We start from the raw sequence: 14,143 nt of genomic DNA, 5'->3' as shown, positions 1-14,143 counted from the left end.
CGTTGGGGGGTAATCGTCAGGGGGCCATCACCCCTGCGTGCCGGCAGCCCCTGGGCTGCTGTTGGAAAGGCCACGCTCGAACTTAGCCTTCACGGCATCACGAGGCACGTCGATGTAGCGCAGCGCCGAGCTGGCGTCGCGCCACCCAACGTGCTCCATCAGCTCCTTCAACTCCCATCCATTGGCGCTGGCCCAGCCCGCGAAACCTCGCCGCAGGGAATGACTCGAATAGGTGGCGGCCTCGGCAGTCCCGGCCTCAGCGAGGATGCGACGAAGCAACGGAAGGATGGCTTGGCTCGCCATGTGAGCGGCGGAGATGTTGCCCCAGCGGTCGATGCCGGGGAACACCGGCCCGGACGTGCGGCCACTGAGCTCGATCCAATCGATGTAGGCGTCGACCGGGCACAGCCTCGAAAGGGCAGGGCAGTAGAAGCTCCGGTCTTCGTCCTCGTCGGTCGTCTTGGTCCGGCCTGGCCGGCAAGTCAGTCCTTGACCCCGCACGGCTTGCACTTCCGAAATCCGCATGCTGGCAAGCTCGTCTGACCGAAAGGCTCGCCAGAAGCCGAGCAGCACCAGCGCGCGGTCCCGGCTTAGGCGCAGCTCCTTGGTGCGGTTCCCCTGCTGGCGCGCAGCTGCCTGGGCAGCCAGCAGCCAGTTGGAGACGTCCGCAAGAACATCCAGCAGCAGCGGTCTGGCGCGTCGTTGAGCCGTCGCATGCTTGGAGCGGATGCCGCGGAGCACCTTGTGGACGAGTGGCGCCCGCGTTGGGTCGGGGAACCCGTTGTCCGCATGCCACCGGGACAGCGCGGCGATGTGCAGCCGTAACGTGCTGAGTCGGTAGGTGGTCGCGTGCTCGGCCAGGTAGCGGGCTACGGTGTCGCTCGTGCTGGGCAGCAGGCCCTTCCAGACTTCCTCGAAGTTTTTGAGGGCACTGGCATAGCTCCGAACCGTGTTCTCACGGTCAGCGGCAAGCACATAGTCTTCGACCTTCGCGGGCATAGATCGGAATTCTGTCTGATGGTGCTCCTGCGATCGACACACGGCCTCCGATGCTGCCTCGGCAGTGCCAGAGTTGCTCAGCCCGCTGGTCTGCGCGGATGGGCATCTCGCCACTGGTGCGCGCAAGTCGCACTCGCGCTGTACAAAAGCACAGTATATGCACTGCCGCTGCATTTGCGCGGAGGTCAACCGCTCGCGTTCAGGCGATCCCCCGCATGTTGTCTACGCCGGCTTTCTAGTCTCGCCGAGGAAGTCGGCGCGATGCGCGTCAATTTGGTGGCGCACGTGACCATCCCAAGCGACCCTTTTTGGCCTTTGCGCGCAGCCAGCGCCGCGCCGGTCTCAATCCTCTGTGTGACCACCGAGAGGTTGACCGCGTCCGCGCAGACTCCTCAATTGGAGGGACTACTCATCGCTCCGGGGGCGCCGTCGCGTTGTGCCGGCTCGAAGTTGGCGTCGACGCGTTCTTTGGCGCATGCGCGGATCGGTGATCCCGTGGGAGCGCAGCTCTGCGTCCAGCGTTCGAACAAATCTCAAGAAGCTGATGTCCAGCGCAGCTATCCAGTCTCTCAACTGAATGACGTCGAGGCGCCGCTCGCCTCGCTCGACCTTGCTGACCGTTGCCTGACTCTTGCCCAGCAGGACGGCAAGGTCGGTCTGCCGCAGCCGCTTCCGCTCGCGCAGGCCCCTGAGCATGTCCAGGAAGATGGTGTTGTGTCGGCTGTGGAGAGTCTTGCCCATGAGAACCTTTCGGGCGACACGCTACGCGACCGTCCGGAATATTCGGAAAGGGAATTCATCTCCCAACGCCGTGCTCGGCGATCTGCGCCGCTGGTTGGGAAGTGCTTCGGCCGTCTGAGGCATGGGTCCGTCCATCCGCTACACTGTATGAATTAGTGTGAGTGCGATTGAGTGTACGTTTGTGCAGAGACCGCCTGCGCTCGAGCGGCATCAGCCGTCCGTTGTCGACGATGGCGCGACCCCCGTGCGCCTGAACGCCGAAAGGCATCGTCTCAGCGGCGAGAGGCCGCAGGCTCACTGGCCATCTCGATCGGCCGTTCGTCGTCGAAACCGAATGCTCGCTCGATCAATCAGCCCGCGAACCGAGCTTCGATTTCGCGCCAACCGCGCAGGCAAGAACTGCTACTGCGCGGTGTAGCCCTCGCGAGGACGGTTCTTGCCGTGCGTCCTGCATGGTGTTGAAGTAGCTACTACACACGAAAGTAGCTACTGAAGCCCGGCGCTGCTGCGGAAAAGCGAACGGGCGACGACATGGCCGAGAAACTCTGTCCAGGCGTCGTCGCTCACGTCAATGGCTCCCAGGAGTCCTACTCGGATGGCGTTGGCGCGCAGCAGCGCGACGGCCATACGGTCCTCTTCGGGCGAAGCAAGGAGCTTGTAAAGGCGGCCCGACGATGTAGCTAGGGTGCGTCGCTTCAGGTCCACGGCGCTGACGGGCGACGTGACCCGAACAGTTTGTCCATCGCGGTACGTCATCAAGTGAAGAGCGCCGGCGGGCGCCTGAAAGAGGCGCCACGACAGAACCTCCACTGTCGCCTGTTCTTCGACAGGCGGGGGATCAGGCTCATTCACGAAGAAGATCATGCTGACTGATCAGCTGTCCATGCATGCTTTGCGCCTGCTCGCGCGGAGTTCCTGAGTCGGCGGGCGGCGGCCTGCCGCCGGCGGCGCGGCTTGAACTTCAGCAGCAACTGACGATCAGCGACAGCGGTATCTGGTTCAGTCGGCAGGCCTACATCTAGCGCTTGACCATCCGCGTCGATCAGTTGCAGGAACTGGTGTCCATCATCAGCGCTAGCGAGCCAGACCTCGCGAACTTCTCGGGAGGTCCATTGACCACATGGCGCCTTCCAGCCGGGAACCATGCACACCAACCCTTTGATCTCCCCAGCGTCCACGGTGGGTATGAAGCTGATGAGGTCGCTCTCCCAGCCAAAGATCATGGTGCGCACGAAGCTCATCCCGGCTTCGCCATCAGGCACCTCAACCGACAGAAGGAACCACGGGGCGTGCAGAGATAGTTCCACTACGCGCCAACAGCGCGCGTCAGGATGGGCCAGGCCTGGTGGGATGGGGAACTCATAGGGTGGATAGGTGGTGAACATGAAAGCTCGTGCGCCGAGGTAGTGAGTAGTCGGCGCTGCGAGGTTGGAAGCGATGTCCAAATGTTCTGACACCGCCTTTGAAACACCAAGCACTGGTGTGCAGTGCCAGCATGATGCGATCAGGTAAACATTCAGATTCGGAATACCGCCTGATCTGGGCTAGTTTGCTGGGAGAAGCTCCACGCTGATGTGCGTCGCCACGAGGTAGCACTGTTCCGTTGGCATGCCAAATCGGAATTCAAACTTCCGAGTGCAATATTGGGAAAAGCGGTGTCCGAAAGCGGCGAGCACGCGACTCTCGAAAAATGGAGGCATGTCGACACAAGAAGAATATTTGCGATCGTTACGCGAAACGCGCGAGCTACTCGAGACCGTGACGCAAGAGCAGCGTCTGTCTATGGATCTCAGGTGCGGCGCGCAGGCTGCGCTCAAGGGCTTCCCGCACGAGACGGACATCACCGTCTGGTTGGAAGGCGCGACTCATATTCCCACGGCGGCGTGGGGCGTGGCGTTTGCAGCTGGGCGGCTCATGTTGGTGGTCCTGCAGAGCACACTTCCGGTCGACGACCCACTGCGGAGGTGGGCGCATTTTGCGGAGCGACATTTCCCTGAAGCGAGATGGCTTCCTGAGGGGAGTGCAGGGTCCGAAAGATGGGCGCCCTCGTTCTTGGACCCCTTGCGTGCCTTTCGACAAGAGTTGAAGGACTGACAGTTGTTGCTTGCCGGCGGAATCCGTGCAGTTGGCATGCGCGACGCGAGCACCGCAGCGCAGGTTCGAGTTCCGCTGGCTTGCCAGATATCCAACTGCTCTTGACCAATGCCGGGCCTCGCTCCAGCGGCATCCGCGCACTGGAGCTTGGTGGCGGGCACGAAGACGGGCTCGGCTAGGAAGCAGGCGGACGAATGCGGTCCAGGCTGGGCAGCTTGCACGCGGAGGCAGCGGCGTGCGCCAGGGTCTGCGGCAGATCGGCGGCAGGCCTGTCAGGCTAGCAGCGCATGAGGAGCGTGCAGACCAAGCAGCTCCCCACTCTGCAGGCAGGACCAAGTGCGGATTGCGCCGGCAGGGCGGCTCAGCGGCGGCGCACGGCCGACCAGGTCATCAGGCGACGGGCAAACGTAGCGGCTCCCCAGGCCCAGGCATCACCCCAAGCCGTTGAACCCCAGGATCCTGCACGGAACGCTGCCGGCCAACGGTCACCGTGTCCCGGGCCGCGGCCATTCCACACGTAAATGGCCGGAGTACATCGCGGCAATCGGGGGACGCGAAACATGCAAATGAGATTGATTCGCATTATGAATTAACATTGCTTTGTATCGAGCCGAGCGCTCCTCCGGCAGTGCCCCCCACTTTCGAAATCCAAACCGTGACCTCCCTGCGCTTCAGCCCGCTCGCCCTTGCTCTGTTCTCTGTGCTTCCCGCCGTCGCCCAGCAGCCCGCCGACCCGCAACTGCAGCGCGTCGTCGTTACCGCCACCCGCGGCACCAAGGCCATCGACAAGATTCCCGGCGCGGTATCGGTCATCACCGCCCAGGAGATCGAGACGCAAACCCTGGTCGCCGAGGACCTGAGCGCGGTGTTGTCCGTGCTGGCGCCCTCCTATGCACCGTCGCGCCAGAAGATGACCAGCTTCGGTGAATCCATGCGCGGACGCACGGCGCTGCTGCTGTTCGACGGCGTGCCGCAGAGCAACCCGCTGCGCAACGGCGCCCGCGAGGGGTATTTCGCTGACCCTTCGCTGATCGAGCGCATCGAAGTCATTTCCGGCGCCTCCGCCGCCCAGGGCCTCGGCGCCACCGGCGGCATCATCAACTTCATCTCCAAGACACCGCGCGAAACCGGCACCCGCCAGCGCGTCGAGCTGAAGTACGGCACCCAGGGCCACAGCGACGACGCGCTGTGGAAGGCCGCCTACACGCTGGAGCACAAGGGCAACTTCGACGCGCTGCTGCACGTCGGCGCGACGCTGCGCGGCGTGGGCGTGGACGGCGACGGCCGCCGCCTCGGCCTGGAGGCCGTGCAGGGCGACACGCAGGACTCGCGCGCCGACGACATCTTCCTGAAGCTGGGCCACGACTTCGGCGCCCAGCGCCTGCAGTTCTCGTTCAACAAGTTCCGCCTCGAAGGCGATGGCGACTGGAAGCCGGTGCCCGGCAACCGCGCCACCGGCCAGCTCACCGGCGCCACGCCTGGCACGCCGCCGGGCAGCCCGCCGCGCAACGACGTGCGCACGGTCTCGCTGGACTGGAGCCACGCCGATCTGGCCGGCGGCCAGGCGCGCGCCCAGGTCTACAAGCAGGACTTCGCCGCCCTCTACGGCGCGACAGCTGCGACCACCTTCCAGGACACCCGCATCGCGCCGCAGGGCCAGCTCATCGACCAGTCCGAGGTGGTCGCCGACAAGGCCGGCGTCAAGCTGAGTTGGGTGCGGCCCGACCTCTTCGTCGAAGGCCTGGAGCTCACCGCCGGCCTGGACTGGCTGAAGGACACGTCCCAGCAGCGCCTGGCACTGACCAACCGCACGTGGGTGCCGCCGCTGAAGTTCACCAGCACCGCACCGTTCGCGCAGCTGGAATACGAACTGGGCCCGGTGACCATCCGCGGCGGTGCGCGCCGCGAGAGCGCCAACCTCAAGGTCGACAGCTACCAGACGCTGGCCTTTTACAAGAACACCGCCGTGCAGGGCGGCGAGCGCAGCTTCAGCCAGTGGGTCAAGAGCCTGGGCGCGGTCTGGCGCCTGGGTGGCGGCTGGTCCACCTTCGTGGCCTACAACGAGGGCTTCGGCGTGCCCGACGTCGGCCTGGTGCTGCGTGCGGTCAATACGGCCAACCAGTCGGTGGACAAGCTGATCTCGCTGGAGCCGGTCGTCACCGACAACCGCGAGGTGGGCCTGGCCTGGCGCGGCCGCTTGGGCAGCTTCTCGGCCTCGGTCTACGACTCGCGCTCCAAGCTGGGCTCGCAGATCCGTGTCGACGCGGCCACCGGTGTTGGCGGCGTGCTGCGCGTGCCGGTGCAGGTGAAGGGCTTGGAGTTCAACGGCGAGGTCAAGCCGCTGGCGGACTGGACGCTGAGCGCCAGCTACGCCCGCACCCGCGGCAAGACGGCCACACAACCCGATGCACCGTTGGACGTGAGCCTGGGCGCTCGTTCGCAGGGGCCTGACAAGCTGGTGATGGCCGCTGCTTGGCAGTTCGCGCCTAAGGGCAACGTGCGCCTGCAGGCCACGCGGCTGGCCTCGCGCCATATCAACACCGGCCGCATGGTCGGCACGTCGCGGCTGGAGGAGAACTTCGATGGCTACACGTTGGCTGACCTGGCGGCCACCCATGGCACGGCCTGGGGCGATTTCGGCGTCGGCATCGAGAACCTCTTCGACCGCCAGTACGTCGGCTACTACTCGCAGGCCAACCCGGCCGGCACCAACGACGACTACTTCGCCGGCCGTGGCCGCACGCTGACCGTCAGCTGGCGGCGCAGCTTCTGATGCGCCGCTTCTGGCTGAAGCTGCACCGCTGGCTCGCGCTTGCACTGGCCTTGCCGCTGATCGTCGTTGCGCTGCTGGGCAGCATCCTGGTCGTGCTCAAGCCGCTGGACCGTTGGCTCAACGCCGAGCTATTCAGCGTATCGGCCGGCCCGGCCGCGCTGGACCTGCTGGAGCGCACCCGCCGGCATTTGCAGGCCGAGTTCGGGCCTGAAGCGTCCTTCGTGTTGCGCCCGCCGCGCGAGGCTGGTGAGAGTCTGCGCGCGACGGTGCGCGGAAAGGCGTGGGAAGGCTTCATCTACCTCGACCCGCGCGACGCCCGCGAACTGGGCCGCCGCGGCGAACGTGAGGGGCTATTCAACTTCGTCTTCGAGCTGCACAGCTCGTTGCTGCTGAACGAGACCGGCAAGCCGCTGTTGGCCGTGCTGGCCTTGGCCTATTTGGTGCTGTTGATCGGCGGCTTGGTGCTGTGGTGGCCCAAACGCTGGAAGCAGGCCTTTGCGCTGACACTGGATCGCGGCGTATTGCGCGGGCTGTTCGACCTGCACCGCACCGCCGGCGCTCTGCTCGGCCTGCTGATCGCTGTGCCGGTTGCCAGCGGGGCCTACATGGCCTGGAAGCCGCTGTCCCAAGCGGTGACCTCGATGGCAGGGCAGACGCCGCGGACCCCGCCCAAGATCAAAGTCGGCGACACGGCCCTGCAGCCCGCCCCGCTGGATGCCCTGGTCGCGACGGCGATGGCCCGCTTCGGCGGCGCGCCCGTCGGCTACATCGCGCTGCCCGCAGGTGCGGCCAAGCCGGTGCGCGTGCGGCTGATGCTGGCCGACGACCCGCATCCCAACGGCCTGACCTCGGTCTGGATGCATCCGCTGACCGGCGCAGTGTTGCGGGCCGACCGTTGGAACGAGCTGGACCCCGGGGCGAGCGCCAACAGCGTCATCTACCCGCTGCACACAGGCGAACTCGGCGGCTTCGCGCTTGAGGCGGTGAACGCCGTGCTTGGTATCGCCTTGGCTGCGACGGGCATGACCGGGCTGTTGCTGTGGTGGCTGAGACGCTGATCCGCCATCAACTGATCCGCATAAGCCGTGTATTGGCTGTCGGTGATTGCCCCACGATCCTGCATAGCCGCGATGCAAGCGAGCCAGCAAGCCGATCTGCGAAAGCCGAAAAGCCGCGCTCTTCTGAGTCCCATCGAGGCAGTTCAGCCTCAGTTCGGGACGCTTCAAGGCCTGTTTGGCTTTGGGCTCCCAATTCCGATCGGATGTGGCCGTTTTTTTGCCCGGCCGAGGCGTCGCATTTACGCTTTGGGTCGCTCAGATGCAATAACAGCCTATTAAGACTTCTCAGGAATTGGCTGCTCTTGCAGCCTTGACGCATCTATCGTGGTACGTAATACTGACAATACGTAATACATACGAAATTGGCGGCTGACATGGCACGAGCAGGCGTGACGAAGGGCGAGGTCCAACGGGCCAGGCTTGCGCTGATCAAGGCGGGCAGGCACCCGTCGATCGACGCCATCCGCATCGAACTGGGAAACACCGGGTCGAAGGCGACGATCTTTCGCCATCTGAAGGAAATCGAGGCCGACGAAGGTGGCGCCGGCGTGCCCCAGGGATCGGTCAGCGACGAGCTGATGGCCTTCGTCACCAACTTGGCCGGACGCCTGGAATTCGAGGCGCAGGAGCGCTTCGACACGCTGAAGGCCGGCCACGCCGAAGAGGTCCGCGGCCTGAAGGAACAGCTGGAAAAGGCCCGGGGCGAAGCTCGCTCGGGCCGATCCGAGGCTGAGCGCAGCCAGATCGAGCTGTCGACCGAGCGGACCGCTCGGCAACGCGTGGAGGCTGAACTGGCCGCGCTACGCCTGGAACATGGCCAGGTGACCACCCAGCTCACCGCGCAGTTGGAAGGCGTCCAAGAGCAGCTCAAGGCCACCCAAGCCCAGGTGGCGTCGTTGGAGGAGAAGCACATCCATGCCCGGGAGGCTCTGGAGCACTTCCGCAATGCATCCCGCGAGCAGCGCGACCGCGAAGCCCGCCAGCACGAACAGCAACTGCAGTACCTGCAGCGCGAGGTTGCCAACGCGGCCGAAGCCCTGACCGCCAAGCAGACCGAACTGCGCTCAGCGCTGCAAGAGAAGGCGGATGCCTTGGCGCATCTTTCCGCGGCCCGGGCTGAACGGCGTCAGGTTGACGATCAGTTGCGTGAGCTCAAGTCGGCGGCAGAGCGACTGGCCGTCCAGAACCAGCTCGTCGAGAACCTGCGTGATCAGGCCCAGCAGGCGGCCCAGCAATACGAAACCCTGCGTGCTCGGGCCAGCGACCTGGAGCAGCGCAACGCAGAACTCGAGCGGTTGCTGGCCGGAGCCACCGCGACGGCGCAGTCCCAGGGCGACATGGTCAAGGAGCTCCTGGCGCGAATCAGTCAGCCTGCGCCGGCTGGCAAAGCCAAAGGCAAGGCTGCCGCGGCCGGCTGACCACCTCTATTGCATCGTCGAGCCGATCCTTGGCAAGGACACCGATGGCGCAGCCAAGGAGCCGCGAAGGTTGGGGCGAGCAAACCCTGATCTCAAGGTTCACCACTGTTTGCCGAAGAGACCGGAAAACGTAGTTGCGTTCGGCTGACCACCTAAACGCACCATCAGGCGGAGGTGATGTGATCAGCTCGATTTCCCAAGCGCCACTAGCGCGAACTGCAAGCCAGCAAGGCCCGACCATCGATTCACCGGAGGTGATAGCGGCACGTCTCGCTAAAGCCGTCGCGAACGGCGGCACCTACGAAGACCCGGCGCTTGGCAGCGTCACGATCACCGAAATCCCCGAGCCGCTGATTACCCAGCGCGCATTCGTGGAAAGGCAGATCGGCTACAACAAAGATGCCGGGCGAAGCATGAACATCATGGAGAAAGAGCTGGGCAAGATCAGCGCCATGATCGCCAAGCGCCGCCCCGACATTGCCGGCTCTCAATGGGACTTCAAGCTCATCGACGGCAAGTTCAAGGTCTCTGGCCTTGATGAAGACGATGCCAAGTGGCTGGAGGGCAAGCTGAACGCGAACGACAAGCTCGTCGATGCCGCAAAGTCCTTCATCACCACAGCCGTCGCAGCGCTGGAAACGACGGAGCAAACCCCGTCGCACGTCGACTACAACTACCTGACGCGCCGCATGGAGACCTACGACTTTTCGAAGGTTGCCGACCAGCTCTCGGAGAAGCTCTATTTCCGCGAGATGTTCCGAGACGCTGATTTGATCTTCGATTCGAAGCGGATTGCCTTAGCGGACGGCAGTCGCGGCACGGCCGGCCTCAACGTTGCAGCGAACCGGTTGACGGTCAACAGCGCGCCAATCGAGCGCATGGGTGCGTTTTATTCCACCCGGTATATGACAAGCCAGACTTGATCGAGGGCCCATTTTCAACCGTTGGGTGACGCATCTGTTACGGCTTTCTGCCGGCGGCACTCGGGCGGCGGCTTGCGCGGTTTAGCTCGCGCCGTGTCAACCTTGACTGGGTGAGCTCACCCGTGCTGGCGCGCATCGGCAATGAGGCGGGTAGGGCGGCGTAAAGCCAAGGGCCCACGACGGCCCGCGCAAACGTTTCTGCCGGGAGGTGAGCGGTGGTGTTTCTCGCACGGCGACAACGACTGGAAACGCAGTCGTAGATAGCAAAAACTGCCTTCAATGGCTGGAAATGCAGTCATTGAGCAGTGCGGATGTCGGAAATCGCGCAATCATTAATTGAGCACGATCAGCATATATGCCGAGGGGTGAGAGCTGCTCCCCGCTTCCACGGTGGCTGGTGCATCGCAGATGGTTCTGGAAGGCCGGCATCGGCGCGCCGACCGATACGCCTCCCTAAAAAATCGGCACAAACACTGTGAAAAACGGATCGATGGGCGCCTAAACTGTGACGCCAGCCCAGAAAACCGGATCGCAGTGGACCACCTGTCTGAAGTTCTCAAGATACTCGACGGCGCATTGCGTGCCAACGCGAGTATGGCTGCGAACTACGCCGGCCTCTTAGCGGACAAGCTTGAAGAGACTGGCAATCGGCAGCAGGCGCGTCAGATTCGCGAGCGTCTGTCGCGGGCGCCAACCGCCCTCGCAACAGCTCAGAGTGCCGAAAACGGCATCACGTTGAACAACCTCCCGGTCGACGGCGAAAGCCGGCTGCACACGGTCGACGTGAGTCAGCCCGAAGTGCGGGACGTGGGGTTGGTCCTGCCTAGTGCCATCGAGTCGCGAGTCCAGGAGTTTCTGTCCAGCGTGCGCCACCATGACGCGTTGGTGCGCGCCAATGCGGCATTGCCGAATCGACTGCTGATGCATGGTCCGCCAGGGACCGGCAAGACCCAGCTGGCACGCTGGGTCGCCGCGCAGCTGGGCCTGCAACTGCTGACCGTACGCTGCGACACGCTGGTCAGCAGTCTGCTCGGGCAGACCAGCCGGAATCTGAGGCGTGTTTTCGAGTATGCGGAGCAGCGGCCTTGTGTCCTGTTTCTCGACGAGTTCGATGCGCTGGCTGGCGCGCGTGGCAACGAGCGCGACGTGGGCGAGTTGCAGCGAGTGGTCATCGCGCTGCTGCAGAACATGGACGCTTTGCCGGACAGCACCATCCTGCTGGCAGCGACCAATCATGACCAACTCCTGGATCTCGCGGTTTGGCGCCGGTTCAGCTTCAGGCTGCCGATGCCCCTTCCCGACGAACTGGTGCGGGAGACGCTTTGGCAGCGGTTCCTGGACTCCTACGCGCCTGCGAACATCAATTTCAAGACCTTGGTCGCACGCTCCGAGGGGCTGACTGGCGCGGTCATCCAACAGGTCTGTCTGGATTCCAAGCGCAGCGCCGTGCTGGCTGGTCACGCCCAGGTCGATGAAGACGAAGTGTTTCGGCGCCTTGGGCTGACGCTGGCGCTGATAGAACGCGTGCCGCTGAGCACGCAGGATGCCGAGATGGCTTGGCTGCGGCGCTGGGATCGCAAGATCTTCTCGTTGCGCGTGCTGGCCAAGCTCTACGGTGTGTCGACGCGTCACGTCACCAACATCACTCAGGAGGGAGGTACAGATGGCCACGAGGAGGACGACAAACAGTCCGGCTGAACCGCAACGACCGGTGCCGCAACCGAGCCCGGGCAATCCATTCCAGCAGATCATGTTTGATCGACAGGATTTGCAAGGAATGCAGCCCGGCGGTGGGCCCAAGAAAGAGTTCGTGCCGGTTGACACCGCCTATCGTCAAGCGCTCGCCGCGACGCTGGACGGCGCGACGGAGGGCTTGGCGACACAAATGCAGGCACACCCGCATTCGCTCGCCCCGTTGATCTTTCGCTTGCGGCATGAAGCCATTGCGAAGTCCCACCGCCCGCTCAAGGTGGTTGAAGAAGCAGGGCTGATGCCCGCTGGGCATGAGCGTGTCGAAGAGATGCTGGTCGGCGCGCACAGCGGCAGCATCACCGCGCTGCGTAGCGTGATTCTTGATCGCGACATCAAGGAGATTCGCGCCAACCTGAGTGCTATCCAGCGCATCGAATCCTGGGGGCGGGCCCAGCGCAATCCTGAGGGGACGTTGGCCGTTCAGCAACGCGGCCGCGCACTGCTGCGCTTCTTCCGCTACGGCAACGACGCCGCCAACGCTCAGTTGTTCCAGGCGATTCGCCACCTGCTGAGTCATCTCGGATTGAAGTACCGCTTCTTCAGGCAGTCACGTCATGGCTGGTTTTACGCCAGCCTCATGGACGTCAGCAATCTCAGCGAGGACAAGTTCGATGCGCTGCTGAGTTTCCCTGGCCTACGGCGCCTGATGCCGGAACCGCAGTTGCAGCCGGCAGCTACCGGCGGCAGCGCAATTGCAGTCGCGGCTGGGCCTCACTTGGATCCACCGCTCGCGGGGCTACCGACTGTCGGCGTGTTCGACACGGGGACCGGGCCTGCTGCAGTTGACCTGGCGCCTTGGCTCGTGGGCAGGACAACCTTCGTCCTCCCGCCGGACACTGATCACGAGCACGGCACCCACGTGGCATCGCTGGTCGCCGGTGCTCATCGCATGAACGGCGGTCACCTGGACCTGCCACCCGTCGGCGCCTTGGTGTACGACGCGTGCGGCCTGGAGTCCGGCCCGAACGGCAGCTTCGTTAGCGACCTGATCACACGCCTCGAAGAGGCGGTGCGAGGCAAGCCAGACGTGCGGGTATGGAATCTGTCTCTAGGTTCGCCGCATGGGTGCGACGAACAGACCTTCAGCGAGTTCGCACAGGCGCTTGATCAGCTGAGCGACCAGTTCAACGTGCTCTTCGTCGTGGCCGCCGGAAACTATGTCGTAGAGCCGCGCCGCACGTGGCCCAGCCTGGCGACGCTCCAAGACCAGGTGTCTTGTCCCGGGGAGTCGGTGCGCGCGCTCACGGTGGGATCGGTCTGTCACGCGGGAGCCATCGACGCGTTGAATGAGCCCGGTGAACCGGCGGCCTACAGCCGGCGAGGGCCAGGGCCGGTTTTCACGCCCAAGCCCGACATCGTTCACGTCGGTGGCGGGGTGCATGCTCCCTGGGCAACGGGGGCTTCAAGCGTCGCTGTGCTGACCGCAGGCAACACGCAGACCCGTAACTTCGGAACCAGCTTTGCAGCGCCGATCGCAGCGAGCATGGCTGCACATGCCTGGCAAGCCATCGACGGCGGCACGGGCTTGACCGCAAGTCCGGCGCTGGTCAAAGCTCTCATGATCCACGCTGCGCAGCTGTCGTCACCTGCGTACACGCCCTGGGAGCGGCGCTACTACGGCACGGGCCTTCCGCGGGACGTGACCTCCGCCCTGTACGACCGGGCGGACAGCTTCACGCTGATCTTCGAGTCGCGCGTGGTTCCGTCAATACGCTGGCGCAAGGCACCGTATCCCATCCCATCTGGCCTGCTGCGCGACGGAAAGTTCCGGGGCGAGGTCATCATCACGGCGGTGTACGCGCCTCCCCTGGACGGCAACACGGGCGCCGAATATGTCCGCGCCAACGTGGAGCTGAGCTTTGGCACCTTGGACAGCGACAGCATCCACAGCAAGGTGCCGCTCAAGGGCGAGGATGGCACCGATGGCTACGAAGCTGCGCAGGTCGAGCATGGCGGCAAGTGGGCACCTGTGAAGGTCCACCGAAAGTCGTTCCCCAATGGGGTATCCGGCGACACGTGGGCGTTGCAGGCACGGATGTTCTTGCGGGAGTTCGAGCCCGCAATGGCAGAGGGCTTGACGGTCTACATCCTCTGTACGCTGCGATCGCTCGACGGCGATACGGAGATCCACGCCCAGGGCATGCGGGCCCTGGCGGCCACCAATTGGGTACGCCATGACCTGCCGGTGAGGGTCCCGATCCAGGCACTCGCGTAGCGAAGGATTTCCGATTGCGGGGTCAGCGAGCCGCCGCCGTTGCATCGATGACCACCCTGAGTCTCAGCGGCTCGCGCACCCACCGTTAGCCGTCGTGCAAGGACTGGCGCGACAGGCCGATGCGCAAGGCGCAGTACGGCGCGCGGCATAGTTCACAGACCCGGTAGGGA

11 protein-coding genes are annotated in these 14,143 nt (G+C 64.3%); 7 read left to right on the top strand and 4 right to left on the bottom strand.

The window, feature by feature from the left end:
• Positions 1–27 precede the first annotated feature (27 nt).
• The 4 genes from AC07V5_RS25040 to AC07V5_RS25025 all read right to left on the bottom strand — a co-directional run bounded on the left by AC07V5_RS25040 (position 28) and on the right by AC07V5_RS25025 (position 3,125).
• Positions 28–999, bottom strand: coding sequence for a tyrosine-type recombinase/integrase (locus tag AC07V5_RS25040; RefSeq protein ID WP_495118440.1), 972 nt, complete (start codon positions 997–999; stop codon positions 28–30).
• Between the two features lie 405 nt (positions 1,000–1,404).
• Positions 1,405–1,740, bottom strand: a complete 336-nt coding sequence (locus AC07V5_RS25035) for a helix-turn-helix domain-containing protein (RefSeq protein WP_492688386.1) — start codon at positions 1,738–1,740, stop codon at positions 1,405–1,407.
• 486 nt (positions 1,741–2,226) lie between these two features.
• Entirely contained in the window at positions 2,227–2,604 is a 378-nt protein-coding gene (locus tag AC07V5_RS25030) for a hypothetical protein (RefSeq protein WP_492688388.1), read from the bottom strand.
• On the bottom strand, positions 2,601–3,125 hold the full coding sequence (locus AC07V5_RS25025) for a hypothetical protein (protein WP_495118439.1): 525 nt from the start codon (positions 3,123–3,125) through the stop codon (positions 2,601–2,603). The genes AC07V5_RS25030 and AC07V5_RS25025 overlap by 4 nt, the downstream gene beginning before the upstream one ends.
• A 223-nt stretch (positions 3,126–3,348) precedes the next feature.
• Between AC07V5_RS25025 and AC07V5_RS25020 the strand changes: the two genes are divergently transcribed.
• From AC07V5_RS25020 to iteS, 7 genes are all read left to right on the top strand, one after another.
• Entirely contained in the window at positions 3,349–3,834 is a 486-nt protein-coding gene (locus tag AC07V5_RS25020; protein ID WP_495118438.1) for a BPSL0761 family protein, read from the top strand.
• A 655-nt stretch (positions 3,835–4,489) separates the two neighbouring features.
• The gene (locus AC07V5_RS25015) at positions 4,490–6,607 is read left to right on the top strand and encodes a TonB-dependent receptor (RefSeq protein ID WP_493164255.1); all 2,118 of its coding nucleotides are present in this window, start codon (positions 4,490–4,492) and stop codon (positions 6,605–6,607) included.
• Positions 6,607–7,665, top strand: a complete 1,059-nt coding sequence (locus tag AC07V5_RS25010; RefSeq protein WP_492688393.1) for a PepSY-associated TM helix domain-containing protein — start codon at positions 6,607–6,609, stop codon at positions 7,663–7,665. Before AC07V5_RS25015 ends, AC07V5_RS25010 begins: the two co-directional genes overlap by 1 nt.
• 374 nt (positions 7,666–8,039) lie before the next feature.
• Positions 8,040–9,083, top strand: coding sequence for a DNA-binding protein (locus AC07V5_RS25005; protein ID WP_495118437.1), 1,044 nt, complete (start codon positions 8,040–8,042; stop codon positions 9,081–9,083).
• A gap of 179 nt (positions 9,084–9,262) precedes the next feature.
• On the top strand, positions 9,263–10,006 hold the full coding sequence (locus tag AC07V5_RS25000) for a hypothetical protein (protein ID WP_495118436.1): 744 nt from the start codon (positions 9,263–9,265) through the stop codon (positions 10,004–10,006).
• Between the two features lie 408 nt (positions 10,007–10,414).
• On the top strand, positions 10,415–11,704 hold the full coding sequence (gene iteA, locus AC07V5_RS24995) for an anti-phage ATPase IteA (RefSeq protein WP_495118435.1): 1,290 nt from the start codon (positions 10,415–10,417) through the stop codon (positions 11,702–11,704).
• Positions 11,670–13,973, top strand: coding sequence for a S8 family anti-phage peptidase IteS (gene iteS, locus AC07V5_RS24990; protein WP_495118434.1), 2,304 nt, complete (start codon positions 11,670–11,672; stop codon positions 13,971–13,973). Before iteA ends, iteS begins: the two co-directional genes overlap by 35 nt.
• The last annotated feature ends 170 nt before the right edge of the window (positions 13,974–14,143 follow it).

Source organism: Roseateles sp. GW821-FHT02E12 (assembly GCF_059421665.1).
Note: the sequence above shows the minus strand (reverse complement) of the source record. Positions and strands in the feature narration are given on the sequence as shown.